Annotated in this window: 13 protein-coding genes; 4 read left to right on the top strand and 9 right to left on the bottom strand. The window is 58.7% G+C overall.

The window, feature by feature from the left end:
- The first annotated feature begins 126 nt into the window (after positions 1-126).
- On the top strand, positions 127-411 hold the full coding sequence (locus VGL70_11600) for a cytochrome C oxidase subunit IV family protein (protein HEY3304167.1): 285 nt from the start codon (positions 127-129) through the stop codon (positions 409-411).
- Between the two features lie 31 nt (positions 412-442).
- On the opposite strand, the gene VGL70_11595 is transcribed toward VGL70_11600, so the two are convergent.
- The 9 genes from VGL70_11595 to VGL70_11555 form a co-directional block, all read right to left on the bottom strand.
- Complete coding sequence (locus VGL70_11595; GenBank protein HEY3304166.1) at positions 443-1954, bottom strand: AMP-binding protein; 1512 nt, start codon at positions 1952-1954, stop codon at positions 443-445.
- Positions 1955-2121: 167 nt separating this feature from the next.
- A complete protein-coding gene (locus VGL70_11590; protein HEY3304165.1) occupies positions 2122-2922 on the bottom strand; it encodes an enoyl-CoA hydratase/isomerase family protein in 801 nt (266 codons plus the stop codon).
- Between the two features lie 157 nt (positions 2923-3079).
- Entirely contained in the window at positions 3080-4072 is a 993-nt protein-coding gene (locus VGL70_11585) for an ABC transporter substrate-binding protein (GenBank protein ID HEY3304164.1), read from the bottom strand.
- 106 nt (positions 4073-4178) lie between these two features.
- Positions 4179-5258, bottom strand: coding sequence for an ABC transporter substrate-binding protein (locus VGL70_11580; GenBank protein HEY3304163.1), 1080 nt, complete (start codon positions 5256-5258; stop codon positions 4179-4181).
- A gap of 131 nt (positions 5259-5389) precedes the next feature.
- Complete coding sequence (locus VGL70_11575) at positions 5390-6550, bottom strand: AAA family ATPase (protein ID HEY3304162.1); 1161 nt, start codon at positions 6548-6550, stop codon at positions 5390-5392.
- 241 nt (positions 6551-6791) lie between these two features.
- The gene (locus tag VGL70_11570; protein ID HEY3304161.1) at positions 6792-7208 is read right to left on the bottom strand and encodes a Zn-ribbon domain-containing OB-fold protein; all 417 of its coding nucleotides are present in this window, start codon (positions 7206-7208) and stop codon (positions 6792-6794) included.
- Positions 7208-8359, bottom strand: coding sequence for a thiolase family protein (locus VGL70_11565; GenBank protein HEY3304160.1), 1152 nt, complete (start codon positions 8357-8359; stop codon positions 7208-7210). The genes VGL70_11570 and VGL70_11565 overlap by 1 nt, the downstream gene beginning before the upstream one ends.
- A gap of 76 nt (positions 8360-8435) precedes the next feature.
- Entirely contained in the window at positions 8436-9587 is a 1152-nt protein-coding gene (locus tag VGL70_11560) for an acyl-CoA dehydrogenase family protein (protein HEY3304159.1), read from the bottom strand.
- A 144-nt stretch (positions 9588-9731) separates the two neighbouring features.
- Entirely contained in the window at positions 9732-10928 is a 1197-nt protein-coding gene (locus VGL70_11555; protein ID HEY3304158.1) for an acyl-CoA dehydrogenase family protein, read from the bottom strand.
- 169 nt (positions 10929-11097) lie between these two features.
- On the opposite strand from VGL70_11555, the gene VGL70_11550 reads away from it, so the two are divergent.
- The 3 genes from VGL70_11550 (at position 11098) to VGL70_11540 (ending at position 14149) form a co-directional block, all read left to right on the top strand.
- Positions 11098-11643: a VOC family protein gene (locus VGL70_11550; protein HEY3304157.1), complete on the top strand. Its 546-nt coding sequence runs from the start codon at positions 11098-11100 to the stop codon at positions 11641-11643.
- Positions 11644-11824: 181 nt separating this feature from the next.
- Positions 11825-12958: an ABC transporter ATP-binding protein gene (locus VGL70_11545; GenBank protein HEY3304156.1), complete on the top strand. Its 1134-nt coding sequence runs from the start codon at positions 11825-11827 to the stop codon at positions 12956-12958.
- Between the two features lie 75 nt (positions 12959-13033).
- Positions 13034-14149: an ABC transporter substrate-binding protein gene (locus tag VGL70_11540; protein ID HEY3304155.1), complete on the top strand. Its 1116-nt coding sequence runs from the start codon at positions 13034-13036 to the stop codon at positions 14147-14149.
- The last annotated feature ends 23 nt before the right edge of the window (positions 14150-14172 follow it).

Here is a 14172-nt window from a genome sequence, read left to right as displayed (position 1 = left end):
TCAGGCATCCGTGTGGCTAAACCGCAGAGGCGCTGAGGGCGCGGAGATGAGGAGTAAAACAAATTCTCCGCGAACTTCGTGTCTCTGTGGTGAATACGTCTTCACGGGAAACCCAGAAGCGCGTTTATGAAAGACGGTCCGCATATCTCCGTAAAAACTTACACCGTAGTATTTCTGGCGTTGCTGGCGGCGACGGCGCTCACCACCACCACCGCGTTTGTCGATCTCGGCGGCGGGCTGAACAACCTCGTCGCCCTCGCGATCGCGGTCGGCAAAACCGGTCTGGTGATCCTCTATTTCATGCACGTGCGCGAAAGCGACCGCTTCACCTGGGTCCTGGTCGGCGTGGGATTCTTCTGGCTGTTGATTCTCGTGGGTGGAGTGATGGACGATCTATTGACGCGGAGCTAGCCAATTGGCCGCTGAAGGGTTCACCCCTTGTCTACCGTTGGCTGAGCATCTGTTTCAACTGTTCTTTGGCCACCTTGCCCAATTCGGTGTGCGGGAGCGCGTCGACGATCTCCACCGCTTTTGGAACTTTGTAAGACGCCAGCCGTTCCTTGCAGAATTGAATCAGCTCGTCGCCACGAAGCGCGGCTCCCTTGCGCGGGACGACCACGGCCTTTACGATCTCTCCCCACTTTGGATCGGGCAGGCCGATCACCGCCGCTTCCAGAACATCCGGATGGTGATACAGGACGGTCTCTATCTCCAGCGGATAGACGCTGATGCCGCCGCTCTTCACCATATCCTTCTTTCGGCCGACGACGTAGAGATAACCGTCTTCGTCAAAGTGACCCAGGTCGCCGGTGTGAAACCATCCGTCGCGAAACGACGCCCCGGTAGCCGCGGGATTTTTGTAATAGCCCTGCGTGGCGAGCGGGCTCTTGCAGATAATCTCCCCGACCTCGCCCACCGCGAGAGGCTTTCCCGCGTCGTCGATGATCCTGAGCTCGGCGCACCAGACGGGCCGCCCCGCCGACGCCGGCTTGGTCGCAATGTCCGCAGGCTTGGATATCGCCATCTGACCTGAGTCCGTAGCGGCGTAGGTCCGATAGATATTCGGCGTGATAAATTTTCTCAGCCCTTCCAGCACAGGGCCGTGGACTTTGCCGCCGGTGATGGCAAGGCAGCGAAGCGAGCCGGTGTCGAACCGCTCCACGTCCGGGACCTGCAGCAGCCGCTCGCACATGGTCGGGACACCGCCGAGATACGTCACTCTTTCTCTCTCGATCGTCCTTAAGACCTCCACCGGATCGAACCGTTCATGCAAAATCATCGTGCCGCCGAAGTACAAGATCGCCAGAGTAAACGATCTTCCGGCGCTGAAGTAGATCGGAGACGAGAGCAGCGCGGTATCGTGAGCGCCCAACCCTTTCTCGATAGCATTGTTGATGCAGTGGAAAACATAGGTCTTGTGGCTCGTGAGACAAGCCTTGGGAAAACCGGTCGTGCCGGAAGTGATCATCACGACAAACGGATCGTCCTCGGCGACGTCTGCTTGCGGCTCGCGCTCGTCCAACCGATCGACCAGGCCGCCGTAGGTCGGCTCCGAGACCGATATCGTTTTCAGCGAGTGGAGTCCCTTTTCTTCTTTGGCCTTCGCGAACTCGCCCGCCGCATCCGGCTCGAGGAACAACGCCGCCGGCTGGAGCGCGGAGAGCACTGCGCCCATCTCGAGGGCGCGCCACTTGACGTCCAGCGGAATCGCCAGGGCGCCGATCTTCGCCAGCGCAAAAACGATTTCGAGATGCTCGATACGGTTTCCGACCAGGAGCGCTACGGCATCGCCTTTTTTGACGCCGACGTCCAAGAGCGAGCGCGCCAACCGATTGACCCTGCCGTTGAGCTCGCGGTAGGCAAGCTGGCGCCTGGAATCCTTGATGGCGACTTTGACGGGATACCTGTAGGCGTTCCGCCGCAGCGCGTCGCCTATCAAAAAGAACTGTTCCATTTTCGACTTGAGATACTCACCGTTTAAATATTCAGCAGAACGACTTCCAGACATTTTTTCGCGCCAAGACGCCAAGGACGCAAAGAAAATTCTCTTTCCAACCATTTCTCCGAACTTGGCGTGCTTCGCGTCTTCGCGCGAGCGATCTTGCTTTCAATCCAAAATTCCTATTTTCCTTTCCAGACCGGCGCCCGCTTCTCAGCGAACGCGCGCGGCCCCTCCTTGCTGTCCTCGGTCGTCCCGATCAGCGCCGACAGATCCGCCTCGAGGCGCAACCCTTCCTCCAGTGGAAGGTCGGAGCCTTTGCGGACCGCTTCCTTTATAAAGCGGAGCGAAAGCGGCGCGCCCTTGAGCAGCGTCTGCGCCATGCGCTCCGCGGCCGCGAAAAGCTCTTCGTGCGCCACGACTTGATGGACCAAGCCGACGCGGAACGCCTCCTTGCCGTCGATCAGTTGACCCAAGAGACAGATCTCCAATGCCTCGGCGACTCCGACGACGCGGGGAAGCCGCTGGGTCCCGCCGGCGCCGGGCATAATCCCGTGCCGCACTTCGGTGAGGCCGAGCTTCGCGTCCTCCGCGCCTATCCTGAAATCGCACGCGAGCGCCAGCTCCAAGCCGCCGCCGACCGCATAGCCGTTGATCGCGGCGATGGTCGGTTTGGTGATCGCGGCCACCGCCTTGGCGGGCGTGTTGGCCTCCGGCGCCGTCTTCATCTGCCTTCTCTCGATGACCGAGACCGGCGCGCCTTGCGCCCTTTCCTTTAGATCCATGCCGCTGGAGAACGCCTTTTCGCCCGCGCCTTTGAAGATGACCACGCGAACGTTTTCATCTTCTTCCGCCCGGCGACAAGCGCTCACGATCTCGCCGCTCATCTCCTGATTGATCGCGTTCATCACGTCGGGCCGGTTGAAAGTGATCCAAGCGATCTGATCCTTGACCTCATAGAGGACTGTTCGAGATTCCATCATTCACCTTCCTTCTCACCACGAAGCGCCTAGGGCGGCGGAGCCGCAACCAAAGGTCGGAATATCTCGCGCAAAGGCGCAAAGGCCGCAAAGGGAAAACAATTCTGAACTTGGCGTTCTTGGCGTCTTGGCGCGAGTCACGATCTCCGACTCCCTGTCTCTAACGCGCCTTGGTTTTTCTTTCCTCCTCGAGTTTCTCCAGAAACGACAGGTCGAGAATATCCGCCGCCTTGAGGTTCATGGTCGAGAGTACCCGGTCGTTGGCGATATAATTTTCAATCGACTTGGCCGTGATGAGCGGCAGGCCCGGCGTAAGTTGGCTATACGCCCTGCGGGTTTCCTCCAGCTCTTCGACGGCGTTGGACCGGTAGTACTCGCCGAGAAACTTGCTGACCTTGTCCTTGTTTTTCTCGTCCCGATAGAAGTCCATGCCATCGGCGAGGCCGCGCATGAAATTCATGACGGCTTCTCTGTCCGAGCGAATGAAGGATCGCGTGGTGAGCGGGCCGGCGATGATGTATTCGAACTCCTCCTTGGAGAGGTCGATCAGTATCGGAAAACCGGCTTTGCGCGACAGCAGCGTGAAAGGCGGCTGGACGACCGTCGCATGAAGATGCCCGCCGCTCACGGCCGCAAACCGCTCTCCCGCGCCGCCGGCCCCGACGATCGTTACATCCTTCTCCGGGTTCAACCCCAACTTCCTTAGCGCATAGCGGGCGATAAAATCCGAGCTGGCCCCGAGCTGGCTGACGCCGACTCTTTTGCCTTTGAGGTCCTCCGCATTTCTGATCGACGGGACCGTCACCAGAACGTAGTCGAGGCGATTCCCGACCGCGCCGATAAAGGTCAGCTCTTTGGCGCCCTGCGCCCAGGCGCTGATGGGGGACGATCCCCCCTGCATCTCGATGAGCACTTCCTTGGCAAGAAGGGACTGCACGGCCATCACGCCCCCGCGAATATAAATCGGCTTGAGCCTCAAGCCATGTTTCTCGAACGCGCCGGAGCGATACGCCACCCAGAAATAACTGGTCGAGCCGCCGAGAGGATAGGCGACATTCAGCTCTCGCAAAGCTTTGGCTTGAGCAAAGAGCAGAGAAGGAAAAAACACCAAAGCACACAGAACGAGCGTTATCTTCAGCAGGCGCTTCTGCATGGTGTCTCTCCTAATCCAAAATTCAAAACCTGTACTGAGCCTAGTCGAAGTATCGTTCTATGTCGCCTCACCCCTTACCCCTTGCTCACGCCTTACGTCTATTGTCTTACTTAATGACCTTATTCGCCCGGTACAGCATCGACTGCGGGATCGTAACGCCGATCTGCTTCGCCGTCTTCTGATTGATCACCAGCTCAAACTTCGTCGGCTGCTCCACCGGCAGATCGGCAGGCTTGGCTCCCTTCAGGATCGTGTCCACAAAATAAGCGACGCGCCGGTAGCTCTCCGCGATGTCCGCCCCGTAGGACATGAGCCCGCCGGCATCTACAAATTCTCGGTCGTAGTACATCGACGGCAATCGGCTCTTTAGCGTAAGGCCGACAATCCGTTTTTGGTGAGCACGCATTAGCGGGCCCGAGGACACGTAGAGTCCATCCGGGCGCTCCTTGTTTAGCGCAGCGAATATCCCCTCGAAATCGTCCGCGCTGCGTACCTCCCAAGGCTGAAGAGTCAATCGCAGCGCACGCGCTGCGGGTGGGAGAACCTCCTTCACGTCTAGTACACTGGCCGGAACGGCCGGATCGTAGAGAACCGCAACACGAGTAATTTTGGGAACAGCTTCTTTGAACAGCTCCAGCCGTTTTCCGCTTAGATCTCTGGAAAGGCTTGCAAGGCCGGTGACGTTGCCGCCGGGACGGGCAAGGCTCTCAATCAGGCCTGCCTCGACAGGGTCGGACCTAGAACCCACCATGACGATGGGAATCGTCTTGGTCGCATTCTTGGCCGCCCGGATGATCAGGTCCCCTCCTGACACTAAGATGACATCAACGTTGAGACGCACCAGCTCGGCCGCAAGCTCGGGAAACCGATCGCGTTTCCCCTCAGCATATCGGTACTCGATGACGATGTTCTGTCCTTCAATATAGCCACGCTCGCGCAGAGCCAGTCGAATTGCCTCGGCACGGGTATCACAAGCTGGATCGCTCGACGCTAGATACCCTATTCGCGGGACCTTCTTCGGCTGCTGCGCGTGAGCCACAGCCCCACACATCGCGCATGCGACAGCGAGAGCAAGAATCCCCGCCAATTTTCGATTTTGGATACTTCGATGGGACTCAGTACAGGTTTTGGATTTTCGATTATCGGAGCGAGAGAAACCAAACCGAATTCGAAATTTCTTGTGCATTTGTGTTTCTCCTAATCCAAAATCGGCAATCTAAAATCCAAAATGGATTTACTTGATCACCGTATTCGCCCGCTCAAGCACGAGAGTTACCCCTGGGATTCGGCCGTGCGACTGGCGCAAGGACTGGTCGATCAACTGATAATCTTTCCTTCCCAGAGCTCGCGCAAAAAAACCCGCCAGGGCAGGATTCTGATCCCTTCATGGATTCTTTCCGCCCGTTCGTTGCAAACAACGAGGGTTTGACGCGGCGAATACTCATCCCGGAACGCCATCAACGGGCGCAGCTCGCTCCGTTCAACTCTGTTGGTTCCTTTTACCTCGATGGCCACTTGACCGTCGCCCAAAACGAAATCGGCTTCCAGACCGGATTTGGTTCTCCAGAAATTAATCGCGTAGTTCAACTCACTGAGCGACCGGTGCGCCCTGATTTCCATGAAGATGAAATGCTCGAAGGCCTTGCCGAACAATTCGCCGCGCTCCTCGGTCAGATGGCGGTTGGTAAGCGCTCCGGCGACGCCGACATCGAAGAGATAAAACTTTGGCGCCTGGCTGATGACCTGGCGGCTTTGTCGCCTCTTGAAAGGCGCAATCATGATTCCCAACAGCGTGTCTTCCAAAATCTGGTAGTACTCCTTTACTGTTTTGGAATCTACGCCACACTCGCGCGCGATGTTGGAGAAGTTCGTCAACTCGCCATGAGAGTATCCCATCGCCTCAAAAAAACGCGAAAAAGCCGGAATATTTCGCGTCAGTCCTTCGGCGAAGACTTCTTCCTTCAAATAGTCGGTGGTGTAGGCTCTCAACGATTTTTGGTATCGATCCTCCAGATAGTGGCTTGGAATCATCCCATGATTCAGCACCCGCAGTAGCTCGATGTTCTTGAGTTCGGCGCTCACAAGCGGGAACATTTCAAACCGCCAGGCTCTCCCGCCCAGCAGGTTGGCCTGGCCCCGTTTCAACTTTCGGGCGCTAGACCCGCACAGTATGAATTGCAGCCCTCTATTCTCTATCAGCCAGTGAACCTCATCGAGAATATGCGGCGCCTTTTGCACTTCATCCAATATGATCGGATGCTTCAGGATGGTGCTTTGCTGTGCCAACAACTGTTCCCGCAAGAGCGCCGGCCGCTTGGAAAATTCCAAGACCAAATCGGTGTCGAGAAAATCGAAGACCAGACTCCGCGGAAACTGCTTTTTCAAATAGGTCGATTTTCCGGTTTTTCTTGCGCCCCAAAGAAACGCCGACTGTCCTGGGGGAAGAGCCATTTCGAGCAGTCTCTTGATCGGTTCCATGCCAGGACTCTATTCCGAAATAGTCGAACTATTTCGTAGTCTAGTCCGAATAGGTAAAACACTCAACCGGCCACTTTCAACCACTACGGGTCCAATTTCCAGCGCTCTGATTCGTGGATCTCTCGATTCTGGATTGTTCGGTCACCGCATCACTCTGTCGGCCCTCGCCAGCACGTTGGGCGGAACCGTGAGGCCGATTTGCTTCGCTACGCTCACCAGAGGTCGAAAATCCAAAATTCCCTTACGTCAGCTCAAAGCACGGCAGCTTGATCTCCGGATTGTGCGTCTGCTCGTAGCGCACCTTTACTCGGTCGCCGATTTTTATATTTTCCTTATTTTCGCCGAGTAAGCGGCTCTCGATAATGACTCCTTCATCCAAGATCACGTTGATGTAATAGATCGGCAGCTCATCTTTAAACGCCGGGTTACGCGGCACTCGCACGAGAGTAAAAGTATGGATCTTGCCGGTGCCCTTCGCCTCGATCCAGTCCAATTCGCCGAAGCAGTCGACGCAGGCGACGCGCGGAAAAAACTGCACCTTGCCGCAGCTCTTGCATTTCTGGAGGAGAAACTTTCCGTTCGCCGCCCCTTCCCAGAACGGCCGGTCGACGGGATTGATCTTCGGCAAACTTTTTTGCGGCGCTCTTGCTTCAGCCATTACTTTCTCCTTTCCATGACGAGCGCGGCGGTGGTGCCGAGATTGCGCCCGTAGTTGAGCCAGCCGATGCCCGTGACCAGCGCGCGCCCCGCTTTCTTGACTTGATGACCGTCAGCCTCGCCGCGCAGTTGCCTGAGCGCTTCGACGACGTGGAGAAAGCCGCCGGCGAGACCCGCCTGACCGACCGACAATTCACCGCCGCCCGTGTTCACGGGGAAGTCGCCGTTGTAAGTCAGATCATGCGCGTCGGCGAATTTGCCGCCGTCGCCCTTCTCGCAGTAGCCGAGATCTTCGATCTGGATCATCACCGCGATCGGATAGTCGTCGTAAATCTCGAAGAGATCGATATCTTCGCGTTTCACTTCGGAAAAGATTTTCTCGCCCACCACTTTCATCCCGAATGTAGTCTTCTCCGGCAGCATGTTGGCGACTTGATAATGCACCTTCTCGGCGTCCGTAACTAAATAAACGAGTTTGTCGGTGATCTGCTTCGCTTTCTCCTCCGAGGCGAGAACCAGACATTCCGCGCCCGAGCATGGCATGACACAATCGAAGAGCCGGATCGGATCGGAGATCATCCGCGAGTTGAGATAGTCCTGGATCGTCATCGGCTCGCGAAACAGCGCTTGCGGGTTGTTCATCGCGTTGAAGCGTTGCGCCATGGCGATCTTACCGATCTGCTCCAGCGTGGTACCGAAGTTTTCCATGTGCAGCCGTTGGATCAGCGCCATCAAGGAATTGGGACCGCCGTAGCCGTAAACATCGACAAAATTGCCGCGCTGATATTCCAACGGCCGCTGGTGCGCCACGCTCCGGTCGAAAGAATTGCCGCCGACCAATAGCGCGACGTCGAGATGGCCGCATTCGATGGCATCCGCGGCGCGCCGCACCGCGCCGACCCCGCCGGCGCCACCGTAATCGGCGTTCAATACCCAATCCAATTCAAAACCCAGCTGCTCCGCCACATGCGGCGCGGTATCCGGACTCGCCTGGGTCGTGATCGACAGCCCATGAATGTCTTTCTTGTTGAGGCCGGTCTGATTCAACGCAGCGCGAATCGCCGTCGCATAATGACCGAGTTGCGACTCCTCGGATTTCCGCGAATATTCAGTCGAACCGTAACCGACAAAACAAACTCGCTTCCGCCTCAAGTCTCTCTCCTCTCTGCGCTCTGCCCTCAGCTTTCAGCAATTAGCCATCAGCCAACCCTCACCCTTGCCCTCTCCCTCAGGGAGAGGGTTGGGTGAGGGAGTCCTCCACTCCGAATTTCGCCTCTCCCATCCTCCTATCGATCTCCGCTTCCCGTCCATAGAGCAGGCGCATCAGCCGCGCTTGGCGGTAAAAACTCTCGAAAGGGAATTCTTTGGCAACGCCGTAGCCGCCGTGGATCTGGATCGCCGTATCCGCCGCCTCGAACGCCATTCGCGCCGCGCGTTTTTTGGCTAACGCCGCGTCGTGAAAGTAAGGCAACCCCTGGTCCGCCTTCCACGCCGCTTCCAGCGTCAGCCAGGTGCAGGTGCGGAGACCGACCGCGAGGTCGGCCAACATCCACTGGATCGCCTGCCTGGAAGAGAGCGGCCTGCCGAAGGTGACGCGGTTGCGCGCGTGTTCGAGCGAGTCGTCCAGGCAGCGCATCCCTATGCCCAGCGAGCGGGCGGCGATGCGAAGCTGCTCCGAGGCGATGATTCCTTCGACGTCCTCGCCGGTACCGACGTAGCGATCGCTCGCCAAACCGCAAGCATGTAGCGTAAGGCGCGCCACAGTCTGGTCGTCGGTGAGGTCGGTGTCGCCTTCGATCCGGACTCCAGGCGCGTTTTTCTCCAGGAGAAAAACGCCGGCGTCGTCGCCGCCCTCATATTCCACCGCCGGCAGCAGAAAGAGATCGGCGTCGGGATGGATGACGTCCATGCCGTCGCTGTAAAGCTCATAACTATCCGCGCCGCGCCGGTAAGCGGCGCGGATCGCGCTCAAATTCCCCGTCTTGTGAACTTCGTCGAAAGCGAGCGTGAGGGATAGCTCGCCGTTGACGAGCTTGAGCGCGTAAGGACTGCGCGCGACTACGGCTGGAATCGAAGGAGGCTCGAACGGCAGCGCCGTCCTGCCGAACTCGCGGTAGATGAGAACTCGCGCGACTTGCCCGACATACGATCCGCCGGCGGTTTCGGGCAGCTCTAGAGCCCAGAGCCCGATGCGCTTCGCCTTCTCGATGAGAGACTTTTTGATCTCGCCGTCGAGCTCTCTTCGCGCTGGGTCGCCGGGAGGGACGAAAGCCTCCTTCTGTTTGAGAAACGCCCCCTCGCGCGACAACAGCTCCTTCGCTACGAACTGAGCCGCGGTGTCGCGGACGAGTCTTTCCTCTTCGCTCAATCTCAGATCCATGGTCTAGTCTAGGACGGCTACGTCGTAACCAAATGGGAGTATCTCGCGCAAAGGCGCAAAGGCCGCCAAGAAAAATTTCTTTTAACTTTGCGTTCTTGGCGTCTTGGCGCGAGTAAATTCTCGTGTTGCACTGTCAGGAATACCCTACTCCAATTCCATGCACGCTATCCCTTCCCTAAACAGCGCCCGCTGGAGCATGTGGCGCTGGATTTCAGAGGCGCCCTCAACGATCCGCCGCGGCCGGGCATAGCGGAAGGCGCGCGCGATGGCGTGCTCTTTTCTGAACGCTTCGGGACCGGCTGCCTCCAGGGCAAAATCGACCACGCGGTGGAGCAGCTCGGTGCCGAAGAGCTTCACGCAGGCCGCTTCAAAGCGAACGTCGAGCCCATGATCGGCCTTCCACGAGCCATGATAGGTGATGCTGCGAAGCGCCTGCAGCTCGCCCCAGAAGTGGCCAAGAGAAGGCGAGAAGCTCTCGCGTTCGCGTGCGTCTCGCCGGAGCAACTCTCCGACGCGGCGCAAAACGCGCTGCGCGGTCCCATGGCAGCGGATTCCAACTTGAAAACGCCGGGCGCCGAGCCAGGCTTGGTTCAACTCCCAACCTTTGCCCACCTCGCCCAGGACTTGGCTTTTCGGAACCCGGCAGTTGTCGAAGACCAGCTCGCAGGGCTCGCTTCCCGCGATGGTTTCAATGCTGCGCACGACCCGATAGCCGGGATGGCCCGTGTCCACCAGAAAACAGGTGACCCCTTCGCGCCCTTTCGTTTCCGGCAATCTGGCAAAGACCTGGACAAAGTCGGCGACGTCGCCGAACGTGGGAAACATCTTGGTTCCGTTGATCGCGAAATAGTCTCCGTCGGGAGTGGCGGTGGCCGCCATCATTGAAGGATCGGAACCGGCCCCAGGCTCCGTGAGGCCGAAGCAGGCGGTCTTCTCTCCCCTGATGCACGGCAGCAGAAAGCGCTCTACCTGCTCGCCCTTGCAGGCGTAAAGAATATTGGAGACATGGTTGCCGAGTTCGAAGGGCACCGATGCCTTTTCCAACTCCTCCGTGACGGCGATCATCGCCACGTTGCTGACTTCCCGCCCGCCGTACCTCTTTGGCACGTCCAGATGCCAAAGATCTCTGGCTTCCGCCTTTTTCTTCAGCCCTTCCATGATGGCGATGTAGCGCTGTACCTCCGGGTCGCGGCTGAGTTTAGCCCGGCTTTTCCAGCGACTTCCCTCAAAGATATCGGGCGCGCCGTCGAAAACAGGCTCCAACGGGATAAGCTCCTCGCGCACAAACTCCTCAACCTCTCGGCGTAGCGCTTCTTCTTCCGGACTCAGGCGGAAATCCATGGCCGACCTATAAATTTTCCAGCCCCCTCCTATCACACCCTTATAGGCCCTGAAAAGCTAGCGGAGGCCTGGTGATGGACGATCTATTGACGCGGAGCTAGCTTGACAAGCAGCGCTGCTTATTGAAGAATCTCGGAGGCTTCGCAAACGTTCTGTCAAGGAGGCACATATGTCGAGCGCAAATGTTCATTTACAACCTTCGGAGGCGGCTCAAGAGACGACTCCGATCAAAATCAAGAAGATCGGTCACGTGGTGTTGAGCGTGAGCGACATCGAGCGCAGCACCAGGTTCTGGACCGAGATCATGGGATTTAAATTCTCCGATAAGAACGAAAACGGCATGATGTTTTTTCGCAACGCGACGGACCATCACACGGTCGCGCTGATCCAAGCCAAGGAGAAAAACGAGCTGCCCAAGCGCGGGCAGGTGGGCTTCGACCATATGGCGCTCGAGGTCGCGACCGTTTCGGAGCTTTTCAAGGTTCGCGATTTTCTCCGTTCCAAGGGCGTCGAGATTTTTTACGAAGGGCGCCGCGGGCCGGGCGGCAATCCGGGCGTCGAGTTCTACGATCCCGACGGCTACAAGATCGAGATCTATGCCGCGATGGATCAAATCGGCGCCGACGGCAAGAGCCGGCCGTCCAACGAGTGGGCGCGCGCTAAGACGCTAGAAGAGGCTATGGCCAACCCACTCCCGGGCGCGAAATACACATAGGCTGAACCACAATGTCGTTGCGCACGTGTCCTCCGGTTCCCTCTCCCGATACGGGAGAGGGCGAGGGTGAGGGTTACATGCGTGCGCACCACCCTCACCTCTATCCTCTCCCTCCGAAGGAGGGCGAGGAAGTTATAAAATAGCCAAGTCGCAAGTCTGCGATGAGATACACAGCGGCGCGATGATCTCGGTACATAATCTCACCAAACAGTTCGCCGTCAGCGGCGGCAAGGTAGCCGCCATCAAAGATCTAAGTTTCGAAGTCGCCGAGGGCGAATTCTTCGTCATCGTCGGCGCCAGCGGCTCGGGCAAAACGACGCTACTCCGCTCGGTCGCCGGCCTGGAGCTTCCCGATCGAGGCGCGATACGCATCGCCGGCCAGGTCGTTTCGGCGGACGATCCGCCGACGTGGATTCCACCGCAGCAGCGCAAGCTCGGGATGGTCTTTCAATCCTACGCCGTGTGGCCCCATCTCACAGTGTATGAAAACGTGGCGCTGCCTCTCGCCGAAGGGGCGCAGCGCGTGCGTCGGAGCGAGGTCGCTAGCCGCGCGCGCGAGGCGCTCCGTCTGGTCCAGCTCGAAGAAGTCGCCGACCGTCCGGCGACGCTGCTTTCCGGCGGGCAGCAGCAGCGGGTCGCGCTGGCGCGCGCCATCGCCGTCAATCCGAGAATTCTTCTGATGGACGAGCCGCTCTCCAACCTCGACGCGCGCCTGCGTGAAGAGGTGAGGGGGAAAATCCGCGAGCTGGCCAAGCAGCTCGGCTCCACGGTCCTTTATGTGACGCACGACCAGGTCGAGGCGATGGCGATCGCGGACCGGATCGCGTTGATGCAGGCGGGAGAATTCCTCCAGGTCGGATCTCCGACGGAGCTTTACCGCGATCCGGCCGGAGCCGAGGTGGCGGAGTTTTTCGGTCTAATCAACTGGGTGAAGGGAACGATCACGCAGCCCGGATTGGCCGAGACGCCGATCGGACCGTTGCGCTTCAACGGAGTCGCCATCGCCACAGGCGAGGTCCTTCTCGGGTTTCGTCCTGAATGCGTCGCGATTTTGGAACAGAATTCTCATCCCGCAGCGAATGCCTTTCGGGCCACGCTCCGTTCGAGCATGTTTCTGGGCGACCAATTGATCTGTCATGTCGCAGTGGGCGACCATCTTTTTGCGGGAAAGTGCCGCACCGTTGCCGTGACTTCCGGCGGCGGCGTACAGATCCATGTCGATCCTGACGACGTGATGGTTTTTTCCGCCGGTCATCGAATCGGCCGGGAAGAAGCTGCCGCGCAGCCATTGGCTTCCCTCACGACAGCCGGTTAAGCGAGCGTTGCATTCCCGCCCGCCTTCGCGATAAGGTCCCGCCAGAACGCACTGATTATTAAGGAGGGCTTCCGTATGTCCGCACAACGTCATAGCGCAAAACGGATGCTGATTTCCGCGACGGTTTCAGCGTCGGTCTTTTTGACTTTAGCGCTGCCCGCGCGCGCGGCGGCCCCCGCCCAGCTCGCGCAGACGATCGAAGGCGCAAAGAAAGAAGGCACGATCCGGGGCCAGTGGTCGCAAAACAGCTACGGCGGCAGCGAAGGCTTCGCGGAAATCGTCGCCGGTATGAACAAGAAATACGGTCTCAACCTCAAAGGCCAGTTCACGCCGGGCCCGGACATGCAGGCGCTGATGGTGCGCATCGTGCAGGAGGCGGCCGCGGGGCAGCCGGCCAGCACCGACGTCTATCTGGGAAACGCCCAGGCGATGCTCGAAGCGCAGAAGAGCCAGGTGCTGAAGCCCGTGGAATGGGCGGCAATTCTGGACCGGCGCCCGCCGGGCGAGACCGGATTCGACGCAATCGCGTCCGATCCCAGCAGCGTCGCTTTCGCCACCGCGGTCGTCGGCATCCAATACAACACGAACTTCGTCAAGGGAGCGGACGTGCCGAAAAAGTTGGAGGACGTTCTCAATCCCAAGTGGAAGGGGAAGATCGCTTCGACGCCGTACGCGGCGGGGATGCGCGAGCTCGCGATGCCGGGACTCTTGGGACGCGAATACATCGTCGAGTTCACCAAAAAACTTTCTCAGCAGATCGGCGGGCTCACCCGCTGCGGCGAAGCGGAGCGGCTCACGAGCGGGGAATTCGTCATGCTCGTGTTGACCTGCGGCGGCAACGATTCCACGGTGCTGCAAAGAAAAGGCGCGCCGCTCGCCCATACGGTGGTTCAGGAAGGCACGATCCTTCATATGAGATACGGCGGTGTGCCGAAGAATTCTCGATCGCCGAACGCAGCCGCCCTGTTCGCGTCCTATTTGCTTACGCCCGAAGGACAAGCCCTGCTCTGGAAGCACGACGGCCTGGATCTGCATCTCTTTCCCGATTCCCACATGAAGAAAGACGTGGACGCGGTCCGCGCCGCCGGCGGCAAGGTCGTCGTCAACACGCCGCAGTGGCTCGGGTCGCTCAAGGGCTACCAGGAGATGCAGAAGGAACTGGAGAAGATTCTGAGAGAAGGCGGAAAATAAAAAGGACTGAGCAATGAGTGCTG

The sequence above is a fragment of the Candidatus Binatia bacterium genome, assembly GCA_036504975.1.
Classification (GTDB): Bacteria; Desulfobacterota; Binatia; order UBA9968; family UBA9968; genus JAJPJQ01.
The sequence above is the reverse complement of the archived record's forward strand: the minus strand, read 5'-3'. Positions and strand labels throughout refer to the sequence as shown.